Origin of the sequence: Syntrophaceticus schinkii (assembly GCF_000946815.1) — a bacterium.
Lineage (GTDB): Bacteria > Bacillota > DSM-12270 > Thermacetogeniales > Thermacetogeniaceae > Syntrophaceticus > Syntrophaceticus schinkii.
Map to the genome: position 1 here is coordinate 1 of NZ_CDRZ01000262.1, position 18,026 is coordinate 18,026.

At 49.4% G+C, this 18,026-nt stretch carries 21 protein-coding genes; all 21 read right to left on the reverse strand.

Annotated features, from left to right (window positions below; all coding sequences use genetic code 11):
- Window positions 1-268 (reverse strand): glycosyltransferase family 2 protein (locus SSCH_RS12330; RefSeq protein ID WP_044665724.1); only part of this gene is annotated, 268 nt, incomplete at its 3' end.
- Between the two features lie 15 nt (window positions 269-283).
- A complete protein-coding gene (locus SSCH_RS12335; protein WP_044665725.1) occupies window positions 284-1,159 on the reverse strand; it encodes a copper transporter in 876 nt (291 codons plus the stop codon).
- A 96-nt stretch (window positions 1,160-1,255) separates the two neighbouring features.
- Entirely contained in the window at window positions 1,256-2,377 is a 1,122-nt protein-coding gene (steA, locus tag SSCH_RS12340; RefSeq protein WP_044665726.1) for a putative cytokinetic ring protein SteA, read from the reverse strand.
- Window positions 2,378-2,441: 64 nt separating this feature from the next.
- Window positions 2,442-3,209 (reverse strand): sporulation transcription factor Spo0A, encoded by a 768-nt coding sequence (gene spo0A, locus SSCH_RS12345; protein ID WP_198142449.1) that lies wholly within the window; start codon window positions 3,207-3,209, stop codon window positions 2,442-2,444.
- Window positions 3,210-3,342: 133 nt separating this feature from the next.
- A complete protein-coding gene (gene spoIVB, locus SSCH_RS12350) occupies window positions 3,343-4,707 on the reverse strand; it encodes a SpoIVB peptidase (protein ID WP_332306939.1) in 1,365 nt (454 codons plus the stop codon).
- An 83-nt stretch (window positions 4,708-4,790) separates the two neighbouring features.
- On the reverse strand, window positions 4,791-6,476 hold the full coding sequence (recN, locus tag SSCH_RS12355; protein WP_044665728.1) for a DNA repair protein RecN: 1,686 nt from the start codon (window positions 6,474-6,476) through the stop codon (window positions 4,791-4,793).
- 10 nt (window positions 6,477-6,486) lie between these two features.
- Window positions 6,487-6,939, reverse strand: a complete 453-nt coding sequence (argR, locus tag SSCH_RS12360) for an arginine repressor (protein WP_044665729.1) — start codon at window positions 6,937-6,939, stop codon at window positions 6,487-6,489.
- Between the two features lie 26 nt (window positions 6,940-6,965).
- On the reverse strand, window positions 6,966-7,817 hold the full coding sequence (locus SSCH_RS12365) for an NAD(+)/NADH kinase (RefSeq protein ID WP_044665730.1): 852 nt from the start codon (window positions 7,815-7,817) through the stop codon (window positions 6,966-6,968).
- Between the two features lie 16 nt (window positions 7,818-7,833).
- Window positions 7,834-8,664: a TlyA family RNA methyltransferase gene (locus SSCH_RS12370; RefSeq protein WP_044665731.1), complete on the reverse strand. Its 831-nt coding sequence runs from the start codon at window positions 8,662-8,664 to the stop codon at window positions 7,834-7,836.
- Window positions 8,664-10,532: a 1-deoxy-D-xylulose-5-phosphate synthase gene (gene dxs, locus SSCH_RS12375; RefSeq protein WP_269746200.1), complete on the reverse strand. Its 1,869-nt coding sequence runs from the start codon at window positions 10,530-10,532 to the stop codon at window positions 8,664-8,666. Before dxs ends, SSCH_RS12370 begins: the two co-directional genes overlap by 1 nt.
- Window positions 10,533-10,538: 6 nt before the next feature.
- Window positions 10,539-10,784 (reverse strand): hypothetical protein, encoded by a 246-nt coding sequence (locus tag SSCH_RS19495; protein ID WP_198142450.1) that lies wholly within the window; start codon window positions 10,782-10,784, stop codon window positions 10,539-10,541.
- Window positions 10,723-11,112: a hypothetical protein gene (locus tag SSCH_RS12380; protein ID WP_198142451.1), complete on the reverse strand. Its 390-nt coding sequence runs from the start codon at window positions 11,110-11,112 to the stop codon at window positions 10,723-10,725. The genes SSCH_RS19495 and SSCH_RS12380 overlap by 62 nt, the downstream gene beginning before the upstream one ends.
- Before the next feature lie 760 nt (window positions 11,113-11,872).
- Window positions 11,873-12,760, reverse strand: a complete 888-nt coding sequence (locus SSCH_RS12385) for a polyprenyl synthetase family protein (protein WP_044665733.1) — start codon at window positions 12,758-12,760, stop codon at window positions 11,873-11,875.
- Window positions 12,757-13,020: an exodeoxyribonuclease VII small subunit gene (xseB, locus tag SSCH_RS12390; RefSeq protein WP_198142452.1), complete on the reverse strand. Its 264-nt coding sequence runs from the start codon at window positions 13,018-13,020 to the stop codon at window positions 12,757-12,759. The genes SSCH_RS12385 and xseB overlap by 4 nt, the downstream gene beginning before the upstream one ends.
- The gene (gene xseA, locus SSCH_RS12395; RefSeq protein WP_198142453.1) at window positions 12,999-14,240 is read right to left on the reverse strand and encodes an exodeoxyribonuclease VII large subunit; all 1,242 of its coding nucleotides are present in this window, start codon (window positions 14,238-14,240) and stop codon (window positions 12,999-13,001) included. The genes xseB and xseA overlap by 22 nt, the downstream gene beginning before the upstream one ends.
- On the reverse strand, window positions 14,237-15,091 hold the full coding sequence (locus tag SSCH_RS12400) for a bifunctional 5,10-methylenetetrahydrofolate dehydrogenase/5,10-methenyltetrahydrofolate cyclohydrolase (protein ID WP_044665734.1): 855 nt from the start codon (window positions 15,089-15,091) through the stop codon (window positions 14,237-14,239). Before SSCH_RS12400 ends, xseA begins: the two co-directional genes overlap by 4 nt.
- A gap of 94 nt (window positions 15,092-15,185) precedes the next feature.
- A complete protein-coding gene (locus SSCH_RS12405; RefSeq protein ID WP_044665735.1) occupies window positions 15,186-16,055 on the reverse strand; it encodes a bifunctional 5,10-methylenetetrahydrofolate dehydrogenase/5,10-methenyltetrahydrofolate cyclohydrolase in 870 nt (289 codons plus the stop codon).
- Between the two features lie 281 nt (window positions 16,056-16,336).
- Window positions 16,337-16,759, reverse strand: a complete 423-nt coding sequence (gene nusB / locus SSCH_RS12410; RefSeq protein ID WP_044665736.1) for a transcription antitermination factor NusB — start codon at window positions 16,757-16,759, stop codon at window positions 16,337-16,339.
- Between the two features lie 42 nt (window positions 16,760-16,801).
- Window positions 16,802-17,023, reverse strand: coding sequence for a DUF2273 domain-containing protein (locus SSCH_RS12415; protein ID WP_044665737.1), 222 nt, complete (start codon window positions 17,021-17,023; stop codon window positions 16,802-16,804).
- A gap of 16 nt (window positions 17,024-17,039) precedes the next feature.
- Entirely contained in the window at window positions 17,040-17,573 is a 534-nt protein-coding gene (gene amaP, locus SSCH_RS12420; protein WP_044665738.1) for an alkaline shock response membrane anchor protein AmaP, read from the reverse strand.
- Between the two features lie 25 nt (window positions 17,574-17,598).
- Entirely contained in the window at window positions 17,599-17,991 is a 393-nt protein-coding gene (locus tag SSCH_RS12425; RefSeq protein ID WP_044665739.1) for an Asp23/Gls24 family envelope stress response protein, read from the reverse strand.
- Window positions 17,992-18,026 lie beyond the last annotated feature (35 nt).

The window sequence follows — 18,026 nt, forward strand, 5'->3', positions numbered from 1 at the left end:
GTGCACTTGACCCCAGGTCCCCATCCAGCAGCGCGATGACCGGCTGAGTAAGATGAGATACCCCCTGATTTATAGCCATACCTTTCCCGCAGTTTTGGGGGAGACTAATCACCTGGGCACCCGCCAGCCTGGCCTGTCCAGCTGTCTCATCCTGAGACCCGTCATCCACAACAACTACCTGATCTACCCCTGGCACATGAAGAACGGAATCGACAGTATCAAAGATCCCATCCTCCTCATTGTAAGCAGGAATCAATACAGAAATCAAACAAAGTTCACATCCTTATTCCAGAGGGGGGATGAATGCCTCCGCTGTCTCTTTAATACCATACTGCCCTGGATAACCGTACATAGCCATCACCAGGGACACCTGGCCATAAACAGTATCAATATTATCTACAGTGGAGAGATGCGCATTCTGGTAATAACGCATATAAGAAACAGCGGTATCACTATCTTCAACCCCGTAAACATTTAAGCCCGCTTTCTGCCAGGCCTTGATCATGACCTGATCGAACTTTTTAAAATAATCCTCTTCCTTTTTTGCGGAACCCCCGATCAGTACCACATCCTGGAGGGGAGGGCCATGGTACCCCGAGATCCTGACAACCTCGTTGTCCTCCAAAAATCTGACCAGATCGCTGTTCTCCCCGGCAGCAATGGCCTCCGCTGACAGCTTTGCCAGATCAGGCAGATATTTTTCAAGATCGGTATCCTTCGATTTCCCCAGCATACCCGCGGTCTGTTTGTTTAAATTCTCATCTTTCAACAAGCCTAAATTGATTATTGTGACTGATTGCACATCAGCCCCGGATGAGCGAAGCACATTAGCCAACCCATCGTGTTCCCTGTGATAATTGATATCCACAATGGCTATTTTCCGCCCCTTAAGTTTGTCCCTCACCAACAAGGGCAAGACATTTTGATTGAACTGCTGCTGATGCGACATTTCTTCTTGCGCCTGGAGAAGGGCCTCAGTATTTTGCTTGTTTTCTTCTCTTAAGATAGTAAATTCTTTTTCAATGCCATCTATGATATTCCTCTGCTGTTTTGTGATGGTATCACTCCCGATCATGGAGGTTCCAATTACGATCCCGATACCCAGAGCAAGAAAAACAGCAGTAAGTGAAGCGATATGATATTTTATATCGATAATCAAGTAAACTCCCCCTCTCTCAGAAAAACTAAATCCTCAGCACCAGTATCACCATTTCCGGGAGGATTCGGTAACCTACCACCTGACCTCTCAGAAAAACTATATCCTCAGCATCAGTTTAACCTGCATAATCAAAAGTTTAAGAAAGCTCTTTGTTGATGGAGATACAATGATAATCACAACAAGGGGAAGCAGTGCAGCCAGAATGATTTGTGCCACATGCTTTAACCTAAACCCTTGGCGGTAAAGCTTGCTTACCCCTTTAGCATCAACCAGAATCGAACCGACTTTGAGCCGGACCAGAAAAGTGCTGGCCATCCCTGGGCGCCCCTTCTCCAGAAAGTCGATCATATTGGTGTGTGTTCCTACAGCAACAATCAACTCTGCCCCCTTTTCGTAAGCCAGAAGAAGAGCGATATCCTCACTGGTTCCCGGAGCGGAAAAAACAACAGCCTGCAAACCAAGCTCATTAACCCTTTCCAATCCCGGCGCTCTGCCATCTGGATAGGCATGGACAACTATTTCCGCACCTGATATCAGGGCATGATCAGATACACTGTCCATATCACCGACAATGATGTCCGGGCGGTAACCCAGTTCCATCAGAGCGTCGGCCCCACCGTCAACACCTATCAGCACAGGTTTTATCTCATCGATATAAGACTTAACAGCTAAAATATCCTCCTGGAATCCCGCTCCACGCACAACAACCAGAGCATGCCGGTCGTATATCTTTGTTTGCAGCCGAGGAACAGGATATTCCCCCAGGATCAGCCCCTGCTCCCTTTGAGCATAATCAAGGGTATTATCTACAAACTTGGCCAATTCCTTTTTTACATTCTGTGCGGCAGCGGCCATTTTCTCGCGGACCATAGATTCCGTAAGCAGTGTACCCCGTGCAACCCACTTGCCCCTGCAGATAATCTCTTCCCCGGAGATAAGCAGTTCGTCTCCGTCATGAATATCCTGCATGACTTTAGGACCCGCGGTATCGAAAAGCGGGACCCCTGCCTTGATAAGGTTAAGAGGACCCGCATTAGGATACCTGCCAGTTATCGAGGAACTGGCATTGATTATAGCCTTTGGCCGGCAGTAGAGCAGGGTCTCTGCCGCAAGCTCATCGAGGTCTGCATGGTCTATTATAGCTATATCATGACTGTGTAGGCGCTTGACGAGGTTTTTAGTGCGCTTATCAACCTTCGCTTTTCCCTTAATGTCCATTTACACCAGCCTCGCCATTTTACTTGCTTTTATTTTAAACTATGCGCTGTCAGCTTGCAAGCAATCAGCCCACTTTCGTCCCTACCCGCAGCCGGTCAGCCACCATTGCTATGAATTCTGAGTTGGTAGGTTTCCCTCTCTCCACATCAATGGTGTATCCAAAAAATTTATTCATCAGTTCCACATTACCGCGGTCCCAGGCGAGTTCGATGGCATGCCGGATCGCACGCTCCACCCTGCTGGGAGTTGTATTGTACTTCTCAGCAATGGCCGGATAAAGCTCTTTGGTAACCGCCCCCAACAGGCTCATCTCTTCCACCACCATGAGAATGGCATCCCTGATATACTGGTAGCCCCGCACATGTGCCGGAACCCCCATCTGGTGCATCAAATTGGTGACCTCTACATCCAGATTGCGGGTTCGGGGAAGTGAGTTTTGGATCTGCCCCACCTGATTATTGGCCAACTCCCTCACGCGATTGGCCAGGATCTCCAGGTCAAAGGGTTTGAGAATGTAATAGTTGGCCCCCAATTCCACTGCCCGCCTCGTCATTGCCTCCTGTCCAAAGGCGGTGAGTATGATCACCTTTGGCCTGTCCTCACCGTAATCCATCGAGATTTTTTCCAGGACCCCGATTCCATCCAGGTGTGGCATAATCAGATCCAGGATAACCACATCCGGAAGCTCCTCTGTCAGCAGGTCCAGTGCCTGTAAACCGTTATACGCCACCCCGGAAACAACACAATCTTCTAGCCCCTCGAAGTATTCTTTTAAAATTTCGCAAAAATCTCTGTTATCATCCACTATCATGATTTTAACCTGACTGCTCAAGCTTTTCGCCCCCTAATCGCATTATTTCTTGTTTTATTAATCCTTCTTTTCATTAAAATTACATTCGACACACAGGTAACTATTTCCTTCCTCGAATTATAAGTGATTCTGGAAGATAATCAAAAACAATGATTCAAATTCTGTTCCCAGAAACAACACTGGAAAATCCCCCTGAAACCCCCTCTTTGCGCTCAGACAGCAGTCCTGCTTCTTCCAACATCACCTCTGCCAGCACCCCATATCCCTTTGTTGGATCATTGATCAGAACATGGGTTACTGCACCCACCAGTTTCCCCTCTTGAATGATGGGACTTCCACTCATTCCCTGAATAATACCACCTGTTTTACTGATTAATTTCTGATCTGTAACCTTAATGATCAATGCTTTGCCATCGGAACGAGGCCTTGAAAAAACAGTTTGAATGGAAACCTGGAATGCTTCAATCTTCTCGTTCTTTAATACAGTAAGTATGGTAGCCGGCCCCTCCTTGACCTGGTGACCCATAGCCACAGGCAGCGGTTTGGAGAAGATAGGATTTGCTAAATTATAACGCAGTTCACCGAAGATACCGAATTGAGTGTTTTTAGTTATATTACCAGAGATACCTTTTTCTCCGAAGAAGCCAATCTTTTCCCCAATCTTCCCCGGTTGACCCTTCTGGATTGACTGGACTGATGCGGGAACTATCCTGCCATTCTTGAAATCCCAGGCTCCAGGCGCTCCGGAGTTTGTAATTATATGACCCAATGCACCGAACTTTTTTGTTTTTGAATCATAAAAGGTAAGAGTTCCCACACCTGCAGCACCATCACGCACCAGCAGCCCGATACGATAGCGACGTGTTTCACGGCAAAACTGCGGTTTTACCTTTATTTCTTTCGTCTTTTCCTGGTATTTGACCCTAAGCCGGATCTCTTCCTTCTTCCTGGCCAGGTGATCGATCAGATAACTGAGATGGAGATCACTGTGCACTGCGGTACCTTCGACATTTAAAATCAAGGCCCCTGGCAATAGATCAACCTCTTTGGCAGGGCATACCTTACTGCCATTTTCCAGTGTAATATGGGAGTATCCCACAACCATCACACCGTCTGCAGTGAGGAGCACACCGATGGAATGCCCACCTGCCATCACTTTAACCGGAGGAACCACCTGCAGGGTGACCTTTTTAAAGGGAATCACCCCAAAAAGGCGTAAATCCAACTTAACATCGCCCGGAACTGCAGCTATGGGAGATTCTTTTTGCAGCAGAGAAAAATTTTGCTTCTTCCCCTCCCTCCACTGCAGCACCCCTTCCTCCTCGAACACCCGGGCGGTTAGACGCGTCGATATACAGCCTGGGAAAAGATTATCCAGCGCCACTTTGTCCCCCACATTGACCCGCAGTTGGGCGGGGGCAACAGCAGCAAACTGAACCAGGAAGATGTAGCTGGTTACAGCAATGAGAACAAAGAAAAAAAGACCAAGAATCTTGCGCCGATCGGTGGTCTTAATAATGCTTCACTCCTACAATGTCTCCTGGCTGAACTTCCTCCGATTTTTAAAGTAACCTTTTCCCGTTTATTTTATACCCTTTTAGATCACTCCTCTCCACTTTTCAGGATCTGCCGGGCATGATTCCTCGTTACTTCTTCATCTGAGGTGCCACCAAGCATACGCACTATCTCATCCAGCCTTTCTTCGGGATTGAGTAAAGAAACATTGATCTGCGTTTTTCCCCGGTCAATGGACTTTTCTACATGAAAATGTGTTTGCCCACGCCCAGCGATATGGGCGGCATGGGTAACACACAGAACCTGCTTGTCCACTGCTATTTTAGCAAGGCGATCAGCGACCGCCATCAAGGTCAGACCCCCAATCCCGGCATCAATCTCATCGAAGATCAGTGTTGGAATCTGATCGTTTTTGGCCAAAACAACCTTGAGCGCCAACATCACCCGGGACATCTCCCCACCTGAAGCAATTTTGGCCAGGGGTTTGAGCGGCTCCCCGGGGTTGGCACTGAATACAAACTCCGGCTTATCGTAGCCTGCAGCAGTGGGTTCCTGCAATTGTGTAAATCCGATTTCCAAACGGGCATTTTCCAAACCCAATCCATGAAGCTCCGCTGCCACAGCACTGGAAAAGGAAGCTGCCCCCTCCCGCCGCAGTGAACTGAGTTTTTTTGCCTCTAAATCATATTCTTGTTGCGTTTTCCGGTACTCTTTTTCTAAAAATTCCTTCTGCTGAGCTGCCCCTTGCAGATTTTCCATTTCCGCCGCGGCCTCCTCACGGAAGGCACAAACTTGGTCAAGGGAATCACCATACTTACGCATCAGGTCCAGCAGTGCAAAGTGTCTTTCTTCCACCTGCCTGGCATAATCAGGATTGAAATCCAGCTGCTCCAGGTAGGACCTCAGCTTTTCGATGACATCTTCCAGGCGAAAGAGGATATCCTTCATCGATTGGGACATTTCCTCTGCTTCGCTGTCAATCTGCGCAATATCTTCAAGCTTTTCCGCAGCCCTGCGCAGCAGATCGATGGCAGGGATCAGGTTGCCGTCGCTTTCTTTCAATTCAACTAAGGCTTCCTGAGCAAAAACCATCAGTTTTTCACCGTAACGCAGGCGGTCTCTTTTTTTCTTCAGTTCATCCTCTTCCCCTGGAGTAGGCTTTAGATGGTCGATCTCTTCTATCGCGTATTGGAGGTAATCTAAACGGCGCTTCACTTCATTTTCACTCAGCTGCTGCTTTTTATATTCCTCTTGCAGCTGTATCATCTGTCGATATATTTTCCCAACTAAAGAACGCTGCTGCAAGACAGTTTGACCACAGTAACGATCGAGCAGTTCGCGGTGCTGGCTGACACGCAGCAATGACTGGTGCTCGTGCTGCCCGTGGAGGTCCACAAGCAGTTCTCCTAAAGGGCGATACATAGCCAAGGGAACAGCCCGCCCGTTGATCCGGCAAACACTTCTCCCCGCGGAGTGTACCTCACGGGCAAGCAAGAGTGTATGGTCTTCACTGAGGGGCAGTCCCAGTTCAGCTATCTTTTCCTCAACCGGCAGGCAGCGGCTGCAATCAAAATACCCTTCTATCTGAGCTTTTTCAGCACCTGTGCGAACCAGGTCACTGGAGGCGCGCTCCCCCACCAGCAGATTCATGGCATCAACAATAATCGATTTGCCTGCTCCTGTTTCCCCGGTCAGTACATTTAAACCCGGGCCGAGCATCAATTCTATATTTTCGATCAAGGCGAAGTCGCGGACCACAAGCTGAATCAGCATAATATACCCCTCACCTCAACATCTGATCAATGCGCTCCATCACCTGGCAGACAGCATCACGCTGTTTGATAATGATCAGGATGGTATCATCCCCGGCAACGGTTCCCAAGAGTTCCTTCCAGCCTGAATTGTCAATGGCAAACGCCACATTGTGGGCTGCTCCGGGCAGCGTCTTGATCAAAATGAGGTTTTCTGAGAAATCATGTTTCACCACATTCTCCCGGAACAGACGCCGCATCCGCTCGAAACTTTGAGGCGGATCCATCTGCTGCGGCCTGGCATAACGGTAAGATTCGGGTCCAAAAGAAACCTTGATCAAATGCAATTCCTTGATATCCCGCGAGATAGTCGCCTGGGTAGTTTTTATGCCGCGTTCCAGCAGTTCCTCCGCCAACTGGCTTTGAGTGGTGATTGGTTTTTCATCAATAATTTCCAGGATAAGGCGTTGCCTTCGCAGTTTCATAAATAATACCACTTTCCCCCGTTCTGTTATTTTCCTCCCCGAAATTTCAGACGCAGAACCTCGGAAAAGGAGCGCTTTTTCACTTTGACAAGCCTTGTATAAACATCTGCTTTATGAACCACAATAATATCGTCTTTTTGTAGAGGCAAACTCACCTGTCCATCTATGGTAAGCATCACCTCTGAGGTATCAGTTCTCATAATTATCCGAATCTCCTGTTGATCAGAGAGAATGAAGGGTCTGGCATGAAGTGTATGAGGACAAATGGGTGTGACAATCATTATTTCCAGCTCAGGATTGACAATCGGTCCACCTGCGGAAAGGGAATAAGCAGTGGAACCGGTAGGTGATGCGACAATAATTCCGTCCGCTCGATAAGTTGCCAGGTAGTCGCTGCCCACATAGGTCTCCAGTCTGATTATCCTGGAGATCGGCCCTTTGGCAATCACCACATCATTAAATGCGATCATGCTTTTCACCGGTGAACCCTCACGCAGAACCTGAGCATCCAACATCATACGGGATTCGATTTCATAATCATCTTCCACTAATTTTTCTAAACAGGGGAACAGATCCGGCATCTCCAGGTCAGTGAGAAATCCCAATTGACCCAGATTGACACCCAGAATGGGAATTCCCTTATCTGCTACCTGGCGCGCCACCCCCAGCAGTGTACCATCCCCTCCCAGTACCATGATCAGGTCAACCTCTTCCTGAAAATCGATTTCAGGACAGCCGAAAGGGGGTATATACATCAGTTCTGTGGACTGGGGGATGACAACCTTGACTCCTCTCTGTTCAAACCATTCTACAAGGATATCAAGAAACCTTCCACCCCGGACTTTGCGCAAATTAACAACCAAACCTATCTGTTTCATCTTTGCCTCCTCACTATCAATTGCAGTGCCGGTCCATCAGTATAGAGTGTGCTTTTTCTACTATAGCCTCGACCTCCGGCAGGAAATTCTCATCCACCTCCGGATCACCTGTGCCGAGATACATGAAGAATTCTATATTGCCTTCTGCTCCGCAAACAGGTGAATAGGTAACCCCCCTGTATTGAAATCCCAACTCCATCGCTTTCTCTATTATTTTGGCAATAACCTTTCGGTGAACTGCGGGATCCCTGACAATGCCTCCCTTGCCCACCAGTTTCGGACCCGCCTCAAACTGAGGCTTGACCAGGGCAATAACCTCTCCCTTGCTATTCAGCAGTTCCTTCACAGCAGGAAATATTTTTTCAAGTGAAATAAATGAGAGATCCAAAGTCACCAAATCCACCCTCACCCCTAACTCAACCGGAGTGAGATAACGCAGATTTGTCCTTTCCAGCACTGCCACACGTGAGTCCTGACGCAGTTCCCAGGCCAGCTGCCCATACCCCACATCTACAGCATAAACCTTTTTTGCCCCCCACCGCAAAAGGCACTCAGTAAAACCCCCGGTAGAGGCCCCGGCATCCAGGGCCACTCGTCCCTGTACAGAAATATTAAATTCCCGCAGAGCTGCCTCCAGTTTAAGCCCACCGCGGCTGACATAGGGGCAGGGGTCTTCTTTTACCTGGATTTCCCCCGCCGGGTCAATTAAAGTCCCGGGTTTTTCTATCCTTCTCCCCTCGTAAAAAACAACACCTGCCATCAAACTCCGCTGTGCGCGCTCACGGCTGGTGAAGAAACCCTTATCCACCAGGACTTGATCGATGCGTCTTTTCTTGGCATTGCTCATCAGCTGTCAAGCCAGCCCTTCGATTTTATTAAATCAATGATACCTGCCGCATTCAAGCCGATGCTCCGGCATAATAGATCAGGTGCCCCATGCCCTAAAAAACTGTCAGGAATACCCATTCTGGCTGCTTCACCATTAAAACCGCGGTCTGCCAGCAGTTCTAATACAGCGCTTCCAAAGCCTCCTGCTATCACATTCTCTTCTATAGTAATAACCTTTTTTGTCCTGTTTGACCACTCCAGAATCAACTCCTCATCAAGGGGTTTGACAAACCGGCAGTTGATCACAGCGGCCTCTTTCCCCTTCATGGAGAGCTGTTCCGCTGCCTCCAGAGCCTGGTAAACCAGGGGGCCCACAGCGAGTATCACCAGATCCTCCCCTTCACGGAGAAGCTCTCCTCTGCCAAAGGGAAGCACCGGCAGACGGTAATCCACTTCTTCCTGGGGGCCTGATCCCCTGGGATAACGGATAGCTATAGGCCCACTATACTTTAGTGAACTCTTCAGCATAGCCACCAGTTCACTCTGGTCCCTGGGCGCCATCACAGTCATCCTGGGAATATGGCGCAGGTATGAAAGATCAAAAACACCCTGATGGGTTTCTCCATCCTCACCCACAATACCTGCACGATCCAGAGCAAATATGATATGCAAATTCTGCAGGGCAACATCATGGACGATCTGATCATATGCCCGCTGCAAAAAGGTAGAGTAGATGGCCACAACCGGGAGACATCCTGTCTGAGCCAACCCTGCTGCCATAGTAACCGCGTGCTGTTCAGCGATCCCCACATCAAAAAACCGCCGCGGGTATCTCCTGGAAAATTCACATAAACCAGTTCCCTCAGACATAGCTGCTGTAATGGCCACCAATTCGGGATGGTCTTCGGCTATCTTGATCACAGCCTTACCGAAGACCTCTGTAAAGGTGGGTACACGCCGCGGGCGTGTTTTCCCGGTTTTCAGATCAAAGGGACCGATCCCATGAAATTTATTGGGCTGCTTTTCGGCAGGGGGATAACCCTTTCCCTTGATAGTTTTTACATGCAGCAACACAGGCCCAGGAAGCAGTCTGGCACGCTCCAGAACCTGGTTAAGTATTCTCAGATTGTGCCCATCGATGGGCCCCAGGTATGTAAAGCCCAACTCTTCAAAGAGCATCCCGGATACAAGCAGATACTTGACACTGTCCTTAAAGCGCTCAGCTGCTTTAAACATCTTTGGTCCAATATTGGGGATGCGCTGCAGGACCTCCCTGACATCCTCCTTGCTCCTGTGATAGAGGGGATCTGTGCGCAGCCTGCTGAGATACCCGGACATAGCTCCCACATTCCGCGTGATGGACATCTCATTATCATTCAGGATAACGATCAGGCGGGTTCCCAGCTGTCCCGCATGGTTTAAGGCCTCATAGGCCATTCCTCCGGTCAGTGCCCCATCCCCGATCACAGCTATCACAGAGTTCTTTTCTTGTTTAAGGTCCCGGGCGAGCGCAAAACCCAATGCGGCAGAAATAGATGTGCTGCTGTGCCCGGTCTCAAAACAATCGTGAACACTTTCAGAGCGCTTGGGAAACCCGCTCAATCCCTTGAACTGCCGGAGGGTTTTCAGTTCCTCCCGGCGGCCTGTCAAAATTTTATGAACATAGCTTTGGTGCCCTACATCCCAGATAATCTTATCCTGGGGGGAATTAAAAACATAATGAAGTGCTATACTGAGTTCAACAACTCCCAGATTCGGCGCCAGGTGCCCTCCAGTACGGGATACGACCTCCAGTAGATAGGACCTGATCTCCTGGGCCAGTCTCTCCATCTGATCAAATGTCAGCTTCTTTAAATCTGAGGGTGTCATAATAGTTTCTAAAAACACAGCGATTCACCTTTTCCCTTTTGTCGAAAATAATTCCTGCCCTGTTAGTTTCTCCACCCAAGCAACAATTTGACCAATGCGAAGCATAACCTCTGTGGCTTCATTTAAAGCGATTCCCTTGCCTACAGCCTTGCCCCCAACGGTCAGCGCAGCAACCAACCCTGTGATCACTATGGTCAACAGTGTTGTATCAAGACCCGGACTGCTTGCTATCAGCCGGAAGACTATCGCAACCCCAATAGCACCTCCCACCCGTGGCACAGATATCTCCCATCACATCATTACAAAAAATAGATACCTGATCCGCGTTCTTAACTAATTTTACCGCCTGTCGTGCCCCCCAGACCCTGTTGGCCGCTCTGGCATTTAAGGGGCCCATCTCTGCTGCTGCGGCAGCAAAACCGATCATATCAAATAGGACACCAATAAGAATAATTAACAGCAGGAATAGTAATGCTAAAGCAATAACAGTTATTTTCCCAAGGAAGATATCAGATATGTAGCTGAAAAGAAGGCTGAGAACAAATGTCAGAAGTGCGGTCTTTAGCCCACGGCGCAGCCATCTGTTTCTGTCAGACATCAATGTCACCCACGAAATATTAAGTAAATAGGTTGGGGTAAGGTTCACCACCTTTTCCTCCAACCCTAATAATAAAATAAATATGAAACAAGCAGGTGGTCTCCTGTTGGGTAAATATTGCGGCTTAGGTCTAGCAGGTTTTCCCAACAAGGTGCCGGACGTCGCCGTCCTGGTGGTTTCCCTTTTAACCTTGTTCTGCTTCGTTGCCGACAGCAGGGCTAGATTACCACTCAGTCCACACTTTAATCCCCAGCAGGAGCCGCCTCAGCAGACAGTCTAGGAGATTTCCTCGGCGTTTCAAACTGTTTTTAGCCTCTTTTGCAGTGAAGGTTTCAGCTCTGGCTGTTGGCTGTAAGGGCCCTTACAGTGGCAAGCCATTATACAAGGCATTCACCAGCACCACTCAAGGCAGGCTACACTGCACACAGCACTAATCGGTACCGCATGCAGGTTTAACTCAAAGCCGTAGCATTTAGCCACAAACTTGAGCCTCCGCGGAGGGAGGGTCAACGCCTACATGCCATTGTAGATCGCCCTTCCTCCTTAACTCCCAGCACAAGCCCCCAACTGGGCGTCGAAAGCCAGCACCAGGAACTTCATTGATGTGCCCGTGACGGATTTTTAGGCCCGCCTTCGAAACAGGTCTCTACGACTAGAATACTGCACCACCTGCTCATACTCATCTATATATCTGGTGAGCAATATTATAACATATTCATATCTCAAAACAAATTGGCAGCAATAAGTGGTTATTCGCTGCTCATCTTTTCCTGGTCAAAAGGTAATTGGCTGCACCCCTCAAAAAGTCCGCGCGGGGGCCAAAGCGGGCAATGCTCAGCTGACACTTCTTGACTTGATCTTCTGCAAGTTTGATCGCCTCACCGATCCCCAAAATCCCCGGGAAGGTTGCCTTGTTTTTGGCCAGATCACTGCCGGGTTTTTTCCCCAGCAATTCCTGATCACCGGTCAGGTCCAGCAGGTCATCGGTGATTTGGAAGGCCAGCCCAAATCCCTTAGCATATTCACTTAGGGCTTGCAGCTCTTCATCACCGGCACCGGACAGCAGGGCACCACACCTTACAGATGCGGAAAAAAGTGCTCCGGTCTTGTGGTTATGGATGTATTCCAGTGTTTCTTTACTCACCTTTACCCCTTCGGAATCCAGATCCACTGCCTGACCGCCTATAAGCCCCTGGGAACCAGCGGCTTTACCCACCTCTTGGATAACCCGGAGCACCACTCCGGGTTCAAACCCTTTTTCCTGGAGCCGCGAGAGGGTACAAAAGGCCAGGGTCAAAAGTGCATCCCCGGCCAGTATGGCTACCGCCTCCCCGTATACCTTATGACAGGTTGGTTTACCACGCCTGTAATCATCATCATCCATAGCCGGCAGGTCATCGTGAATCAAAGAATAGGTATGGATCATCTCCAATGCAGCGGCTGCCGGCAGAACTCGTTCTCCATCAGTCCCTAAAATATCAGCTACAGCGATAACAAAGGCACCGCGCAGGCGTTTTCCCCCGGCCAAGGTGCTATAGCGCATAGCCTCATGGATAGGAGAAGGATAAGCAGAGGCCCGTGGCAACAGCAAATCCAGGGCAGTGTTGATCAGTTCTGCTTTACTACCCAAAGCCTGTTCCCAGTTCACTTTGTCCTACCCCCAGACTCCCGGATCTGTAACCAGTCGGGTGCCTCACTATAAAAACCCTGAAGCAGCACCTCCACCCGTTCCTCAAAGGAATTGAGCCTCCTGGTGAGGACGCCCAGAAGTCTGATCCCCTTCTCAAAAGCTATGAGGGATTCGTCCAAAGAGAGTTCACCCTTTTCCAGCTCACTGACAACCACTGCCAGCTTTTCCATGGCTTCTTCAAAGGTCAAGGAGTCATCTAGATTTTGCTGCTGCTCCACGCCGTTTCCTCCTTCGTTCCCTTCACTTCACAGTCAAGGCTCCCTTTGCGGAGTATCACACTCACCTGGTCACCTTTGCTTACCATACCGCTGTCCTGAATCAATTCCCCGGACACGGCATCGATACAGATGCTGTAACCCCTTTCCAGAACCCTTAGTGGGCTCAATGCCTCCAGCTTACCGGCCTGGGCCTTCACTTTCATGGAGGCATCCTCACCGGTGAGCTGGGCTCTCTGCAGCAGGCGTGAGTTGTAGTGACCCACTTCCTGCTTATGGATAAAGGCATTGCGGTAAAGAAGAGCCCCCAGATTCTTGACCGAATAGGAGCAGATATCGTCCTGTGCTCCCTGCAGCTTCTGGTGGATACACCTGGTCATCCTCTCCTGGCACTGACACACCTTCCTCTCCAACTCCTTGCGGAGGGGAACAACCATCTCCGCCGCCGCGGATGGTGTCGGTGCCCGCAGATCAGCTACCAGGTCGGAGATTGTATGGTCAGTTTCATGTCCTACAGCACTGACCACCGGGATGCGGGAACAAAAAATAGCGCGGGCTACCTCAACAGTGTTAAAGGCCCAAAGCTCCTCAAGGGAACCTCCCCCGCGCCCCACAATTACCACATCGATATCCTCTCTCTTATTTAAAGCTTGAAGAGCGGAACAGATCTCCCCTGGAGCATCCTCCCCCTGGACAGCTGATGGCGCCAGCACCACCGGCATCTCCGGAAAACGCCTCCTGATCACTGTGATCAGGTCGCGCCAGGCAGCACCGGTTGGTGATGTGATCACACCAACCCTGCGGGGAAGGAGAGGAATATCCTTTTTATGTTCAGGTGCAAACAGGCCCTCTTGTTGGAGACGCTCCTTTAACTGGCAGAATGCCTGATAAAGAGCCCCCTGCCCGTCGGGTGTAAGCTCCTCAACATAAAACTGACACAAACCATCCCTTTCATAAATGCTGACATATCCCCGAGCCAGAACCCTCATCCCATCAGAGGGGAGGAAAGAAAGACCTCTTCCCCGGGAGCGGAACATCACACACCTCAGACGGCCTCTTTCATCTTTCAATGTGAAATAGAGATGCCCTGAGCTGTGGCGCTTATAATTTGATATTTCTCCCCGCACCCAGAGATCATTTAATAAGGGATCAGCCTCCAGGAGACTGCGCAGGTAGGCGTTAACCTCGCCTACCTGGTAAATTCTCCGCTCTATAACTGTCACACCCCACCTAATCGCTTGGCAGCTTCCACAAGGTTGTAGATCAACATAATGATGCGCATCGGTCCCACTCCGCCGGGAACCGGGGTGATGCAGCCGGCTACCTCTACGGCGCTGTCATAGTCCACATCCCCGATGGTTTTACCGTCGATCCAGTTGGAACCCGTATCGATTACTACAGCACCCGGCTTGATCATCTCACCGGTGATCGCCTTTGGCTTGCCCAACTCAGTGATGATAATATCCGCCTGTTTGGTATAGGGTGCAAAATCCTCATCCGGGTGCACCAGGGTAACCGCGCATCCTCTTTCAAAGAGCATCATGGTCACAGGCTTACCGATCTCAATAGACCAGCCCACAACAACAGCGTGCTTACCCTTAAAATCAACATTGACATTCTCCAGCATTTTGACACAGGCATTGGCGGTCACACCCAGATAGCACTGATCACCGATCATCAGGTTACCCAGGTTCATGGGATGGAAGGCATCGATATCCTTATCCGGATCTATAGAATTCATCACCTGTTTTTCATACTTGTCAAGCTCTCCCGGCAAGGGCAGCTGGACCAGGATCCCATGGATCTTCTCATCTTTGTTGAGCCGGTCAATGAGGCCCATCAGTTCTTCGATAGTTGTATCTTCACTCAGGTGATGGAGTTCAGCATATCCACCTACAGCTTCACAATTCTTGCCTTTGTTACGCACATAAACGGCGGAGTCTTCAGCACCACCCACTAAAACAGTGGCCATACCGGGTGTAATACCCTTCTTTTTGAGCTCTTCGACCTCTTTGGTGAGCGCCGCCCGCACCTCAGCCGCCATTTCCTTTCCATTGATACGCACAGCTGGCATCGAGTAAACCTCCTTTTACAGTCTATTCTCGACAAGGAAAGGAGAACTGGAACACCTCCCCCGGGATCCAGTTCTCCATTAACATGCAGTGATCTTAGGACTGCTTCATCTCCAACTGCCACTTGGCTGCCTCAACAGTGTTGCGCATCAAAATGGCTGTTGTCGCAGTCCCGGCACCACCTGGAACCGGGGTGACCCAGGCGGCTTTTTCCATTGCAACCTCGGTCTCCACATCGCCCAAAAGCTTGCCATCCTTGACGTTGATTCCAATATCAACAACGATGGCACCCTCTTTGACCCAATCACCCTTGACCAGGTGGGGTACTCCTACTGCTACAACTAAAATTTCGGCCCTGCGTACGTGCTCTTCAGTCAACCCCCTCTGCCCTGTTGCAATATGGCAAACTGTTACTGTGCCGAAGCTGTTTAAGAGCAGCAGTGCTGCCGGTTTGCCCACGATGTCACTGTGGCCGACAACAACAACTTCTTTGCCGTAAAGGTCAACACCTGTAGACTTGATCAGCTCAAATGCACCCTGAGCCGTGCAGGGTACCAGTCTGGGCTCACCAAAGGTAACGAGGCCCATATTGGTGGGTGTAACACCCTCAATGTCTTTCTCATATGCGATTCTCCACTGGCATACCTTGGCATCGATCTGCTCAGGCACAGGCATCTGCAGAATGATCCCGGTAACATTGGGATCCTTGTTCAATCCGTCGATGTGCTTGATCAACTGCTCCTGTGTCATATCTGCAGGCAATTCTTGTAGGTCATATTTGATACCGCAAAGCTCAGCGTTTTTCTTCTGAGCATTGGTATAAACCTTGGATGCCTCATTCTCGCCTACCTGGATCGCCACCAGGCTCGGAGAAACTCCCTTGGCCTTTAAATCCTCAACCTCTTTTTTGACATCCTCTTTAATCTTGTCTGCAATAGGCTTGCCCTTTAAAAGTTGTGCTGGCATCTTTCCTCCTCCTTGTTCTTTTATAAGAATATTTTAACCAAAAAGATACCCCTGGTTCACCCCCATCCCCAGCTTAAACTTGCAGTTTTCTCAAAACCCCCTGTCGCAGATAAGTATTATATCTGCTGCGGGGTTATCCCTCTTATGCTTTGAAAGTTCGCTACATAAGTATCCAAAAACACCAATACGCCTAGGGATTATATTCGTAACAGATCATTCAAATTCCTGCCATGCAGAGTAAAACTTTCTTCCCTTTTTCCTAAAATAAAAAACCCCGGCTTTTAGATGGTGTTGCCGGGATCTCTGTTCATTTCTTCAGCAATCTTGCCAAGAATACCATTGATAAAGCGTGGTGCCTCTTCATGACTGAATGTCTTGGCCAGTTCCAGGGCCTCATTGATGGCCACATTGAGGGGTGTCCCCTGGCAATAGAGCATCTCATAAAGCCCCATTCTTAAGATATTGCGGTCGACATTGGCCATACGGGACAAATCCCATTCGATGGCATAGCGTTCAATGTAATCATCTATCTCAAACAAATGTTCAAGTGTTCCCTTCACCAGGGAACGGATAAAAACAGCCGTATCATCGGGTACAGTGTGCTCTTTTAGCAAATAATCCAGAGCGCTGTATGGTTCTGCATCAACGAGATCAACCTGAAACAAAACTTGTAGTGCGATTTCTCTGGCCCACCGTCTGCCCAATGGCCGGACCCCCCTTCATATCCTTTGGCTGGGCCCGCTCAATTAATGAAAATAACGCTCCCACCAGTCCCCTGGGCCTCCCCCTTCATCGAAGCGCTTTCCCAGAAAAAAACCCGCGATAACGCAAAGAATAACCAGAATTGACTTCCAGAAGCCGAAAGAGATAATGAGCAGACCAATCACCAGTCCCAGGACTAAACCCAGCAACTTTCCCCGGTGGTTATCTAACAGGTACTGCAAAATCTCAGAAAAGTTTCTACCCATATCAGGTACTCCCTTTCTACTCCACCCGAGGGCGTATATCTGCGGCAACACTTTGGATCAACACCTGCACCTTAGAAACCTGTACCCCAGCCTTTTTCTCCAGATGCTCTTGCACGATTTCCTGAACATCCCGGGAAATATCAGGCAAATTGGCATCAGGGTTAACATTCATATGCAGCATGACCACCAGTCCGTCCTGGTCTGTACGCAAGACCGGTTTGACCTCCCGCACATCCCGCACATCCCGGGCAGCCCGTCGAATCAAACTCTCCAGAGCAGCCGCAGCAATTTCCACACTGCCCAGCCCGGATTCGTGTATAACCACATCACGCTCCCGGGGAACCCGAATTGCTGTCACCAATGCCCAAAGAGCCAGCAGGAGCAAAAATGCGCTACCGACTGCTGTACCCCACCTGTTGCCTGATACAGCCAGAAAAGTATTTACCTGATCCAGTGGCTGAATCCAGTCCAGGGCAACCGCAAGTGCACACCCAGATATGAAAATTATGATCAATGCGAAAATAATCAGAAAGAAAAGCTGCTTTCGCATAAGGCTTTAACTCCTTCTCGTCTTCCTATTTGACGCGCTGCTCATCCTTGGCTTCAGGGAATGAAACACCTTGCACATGAACATTTACCTCGAGCACTTTAAGTCCGGTCATACTTTCAATGGCATGCTTGACATTCTCCTGCACTCTTGAGGCAACATCCGGTATCTTGGCACCGTATTCCACGATCACAAAGATGTCCACAGCGGTCTCTTTTTCTCCGACCTCTACCCGAACACCCTTAGACAGATTCTTGCGACCCAACATCTCAGCAAAACCACCGGCAATACCCCCACTCATCCCGGCAAGCCCATCGATTTCCGTTGCCGCCAGACCTGCAATAACAGCCACAACTTCATTGGCGATTCTAATTGCTCCTAGAGATGTACGCCCAGTCTCCTCAAGGTTGGTTACTTCCATTTCGCCCCACCCTCCTTTTCGATTTTGCTAATTAT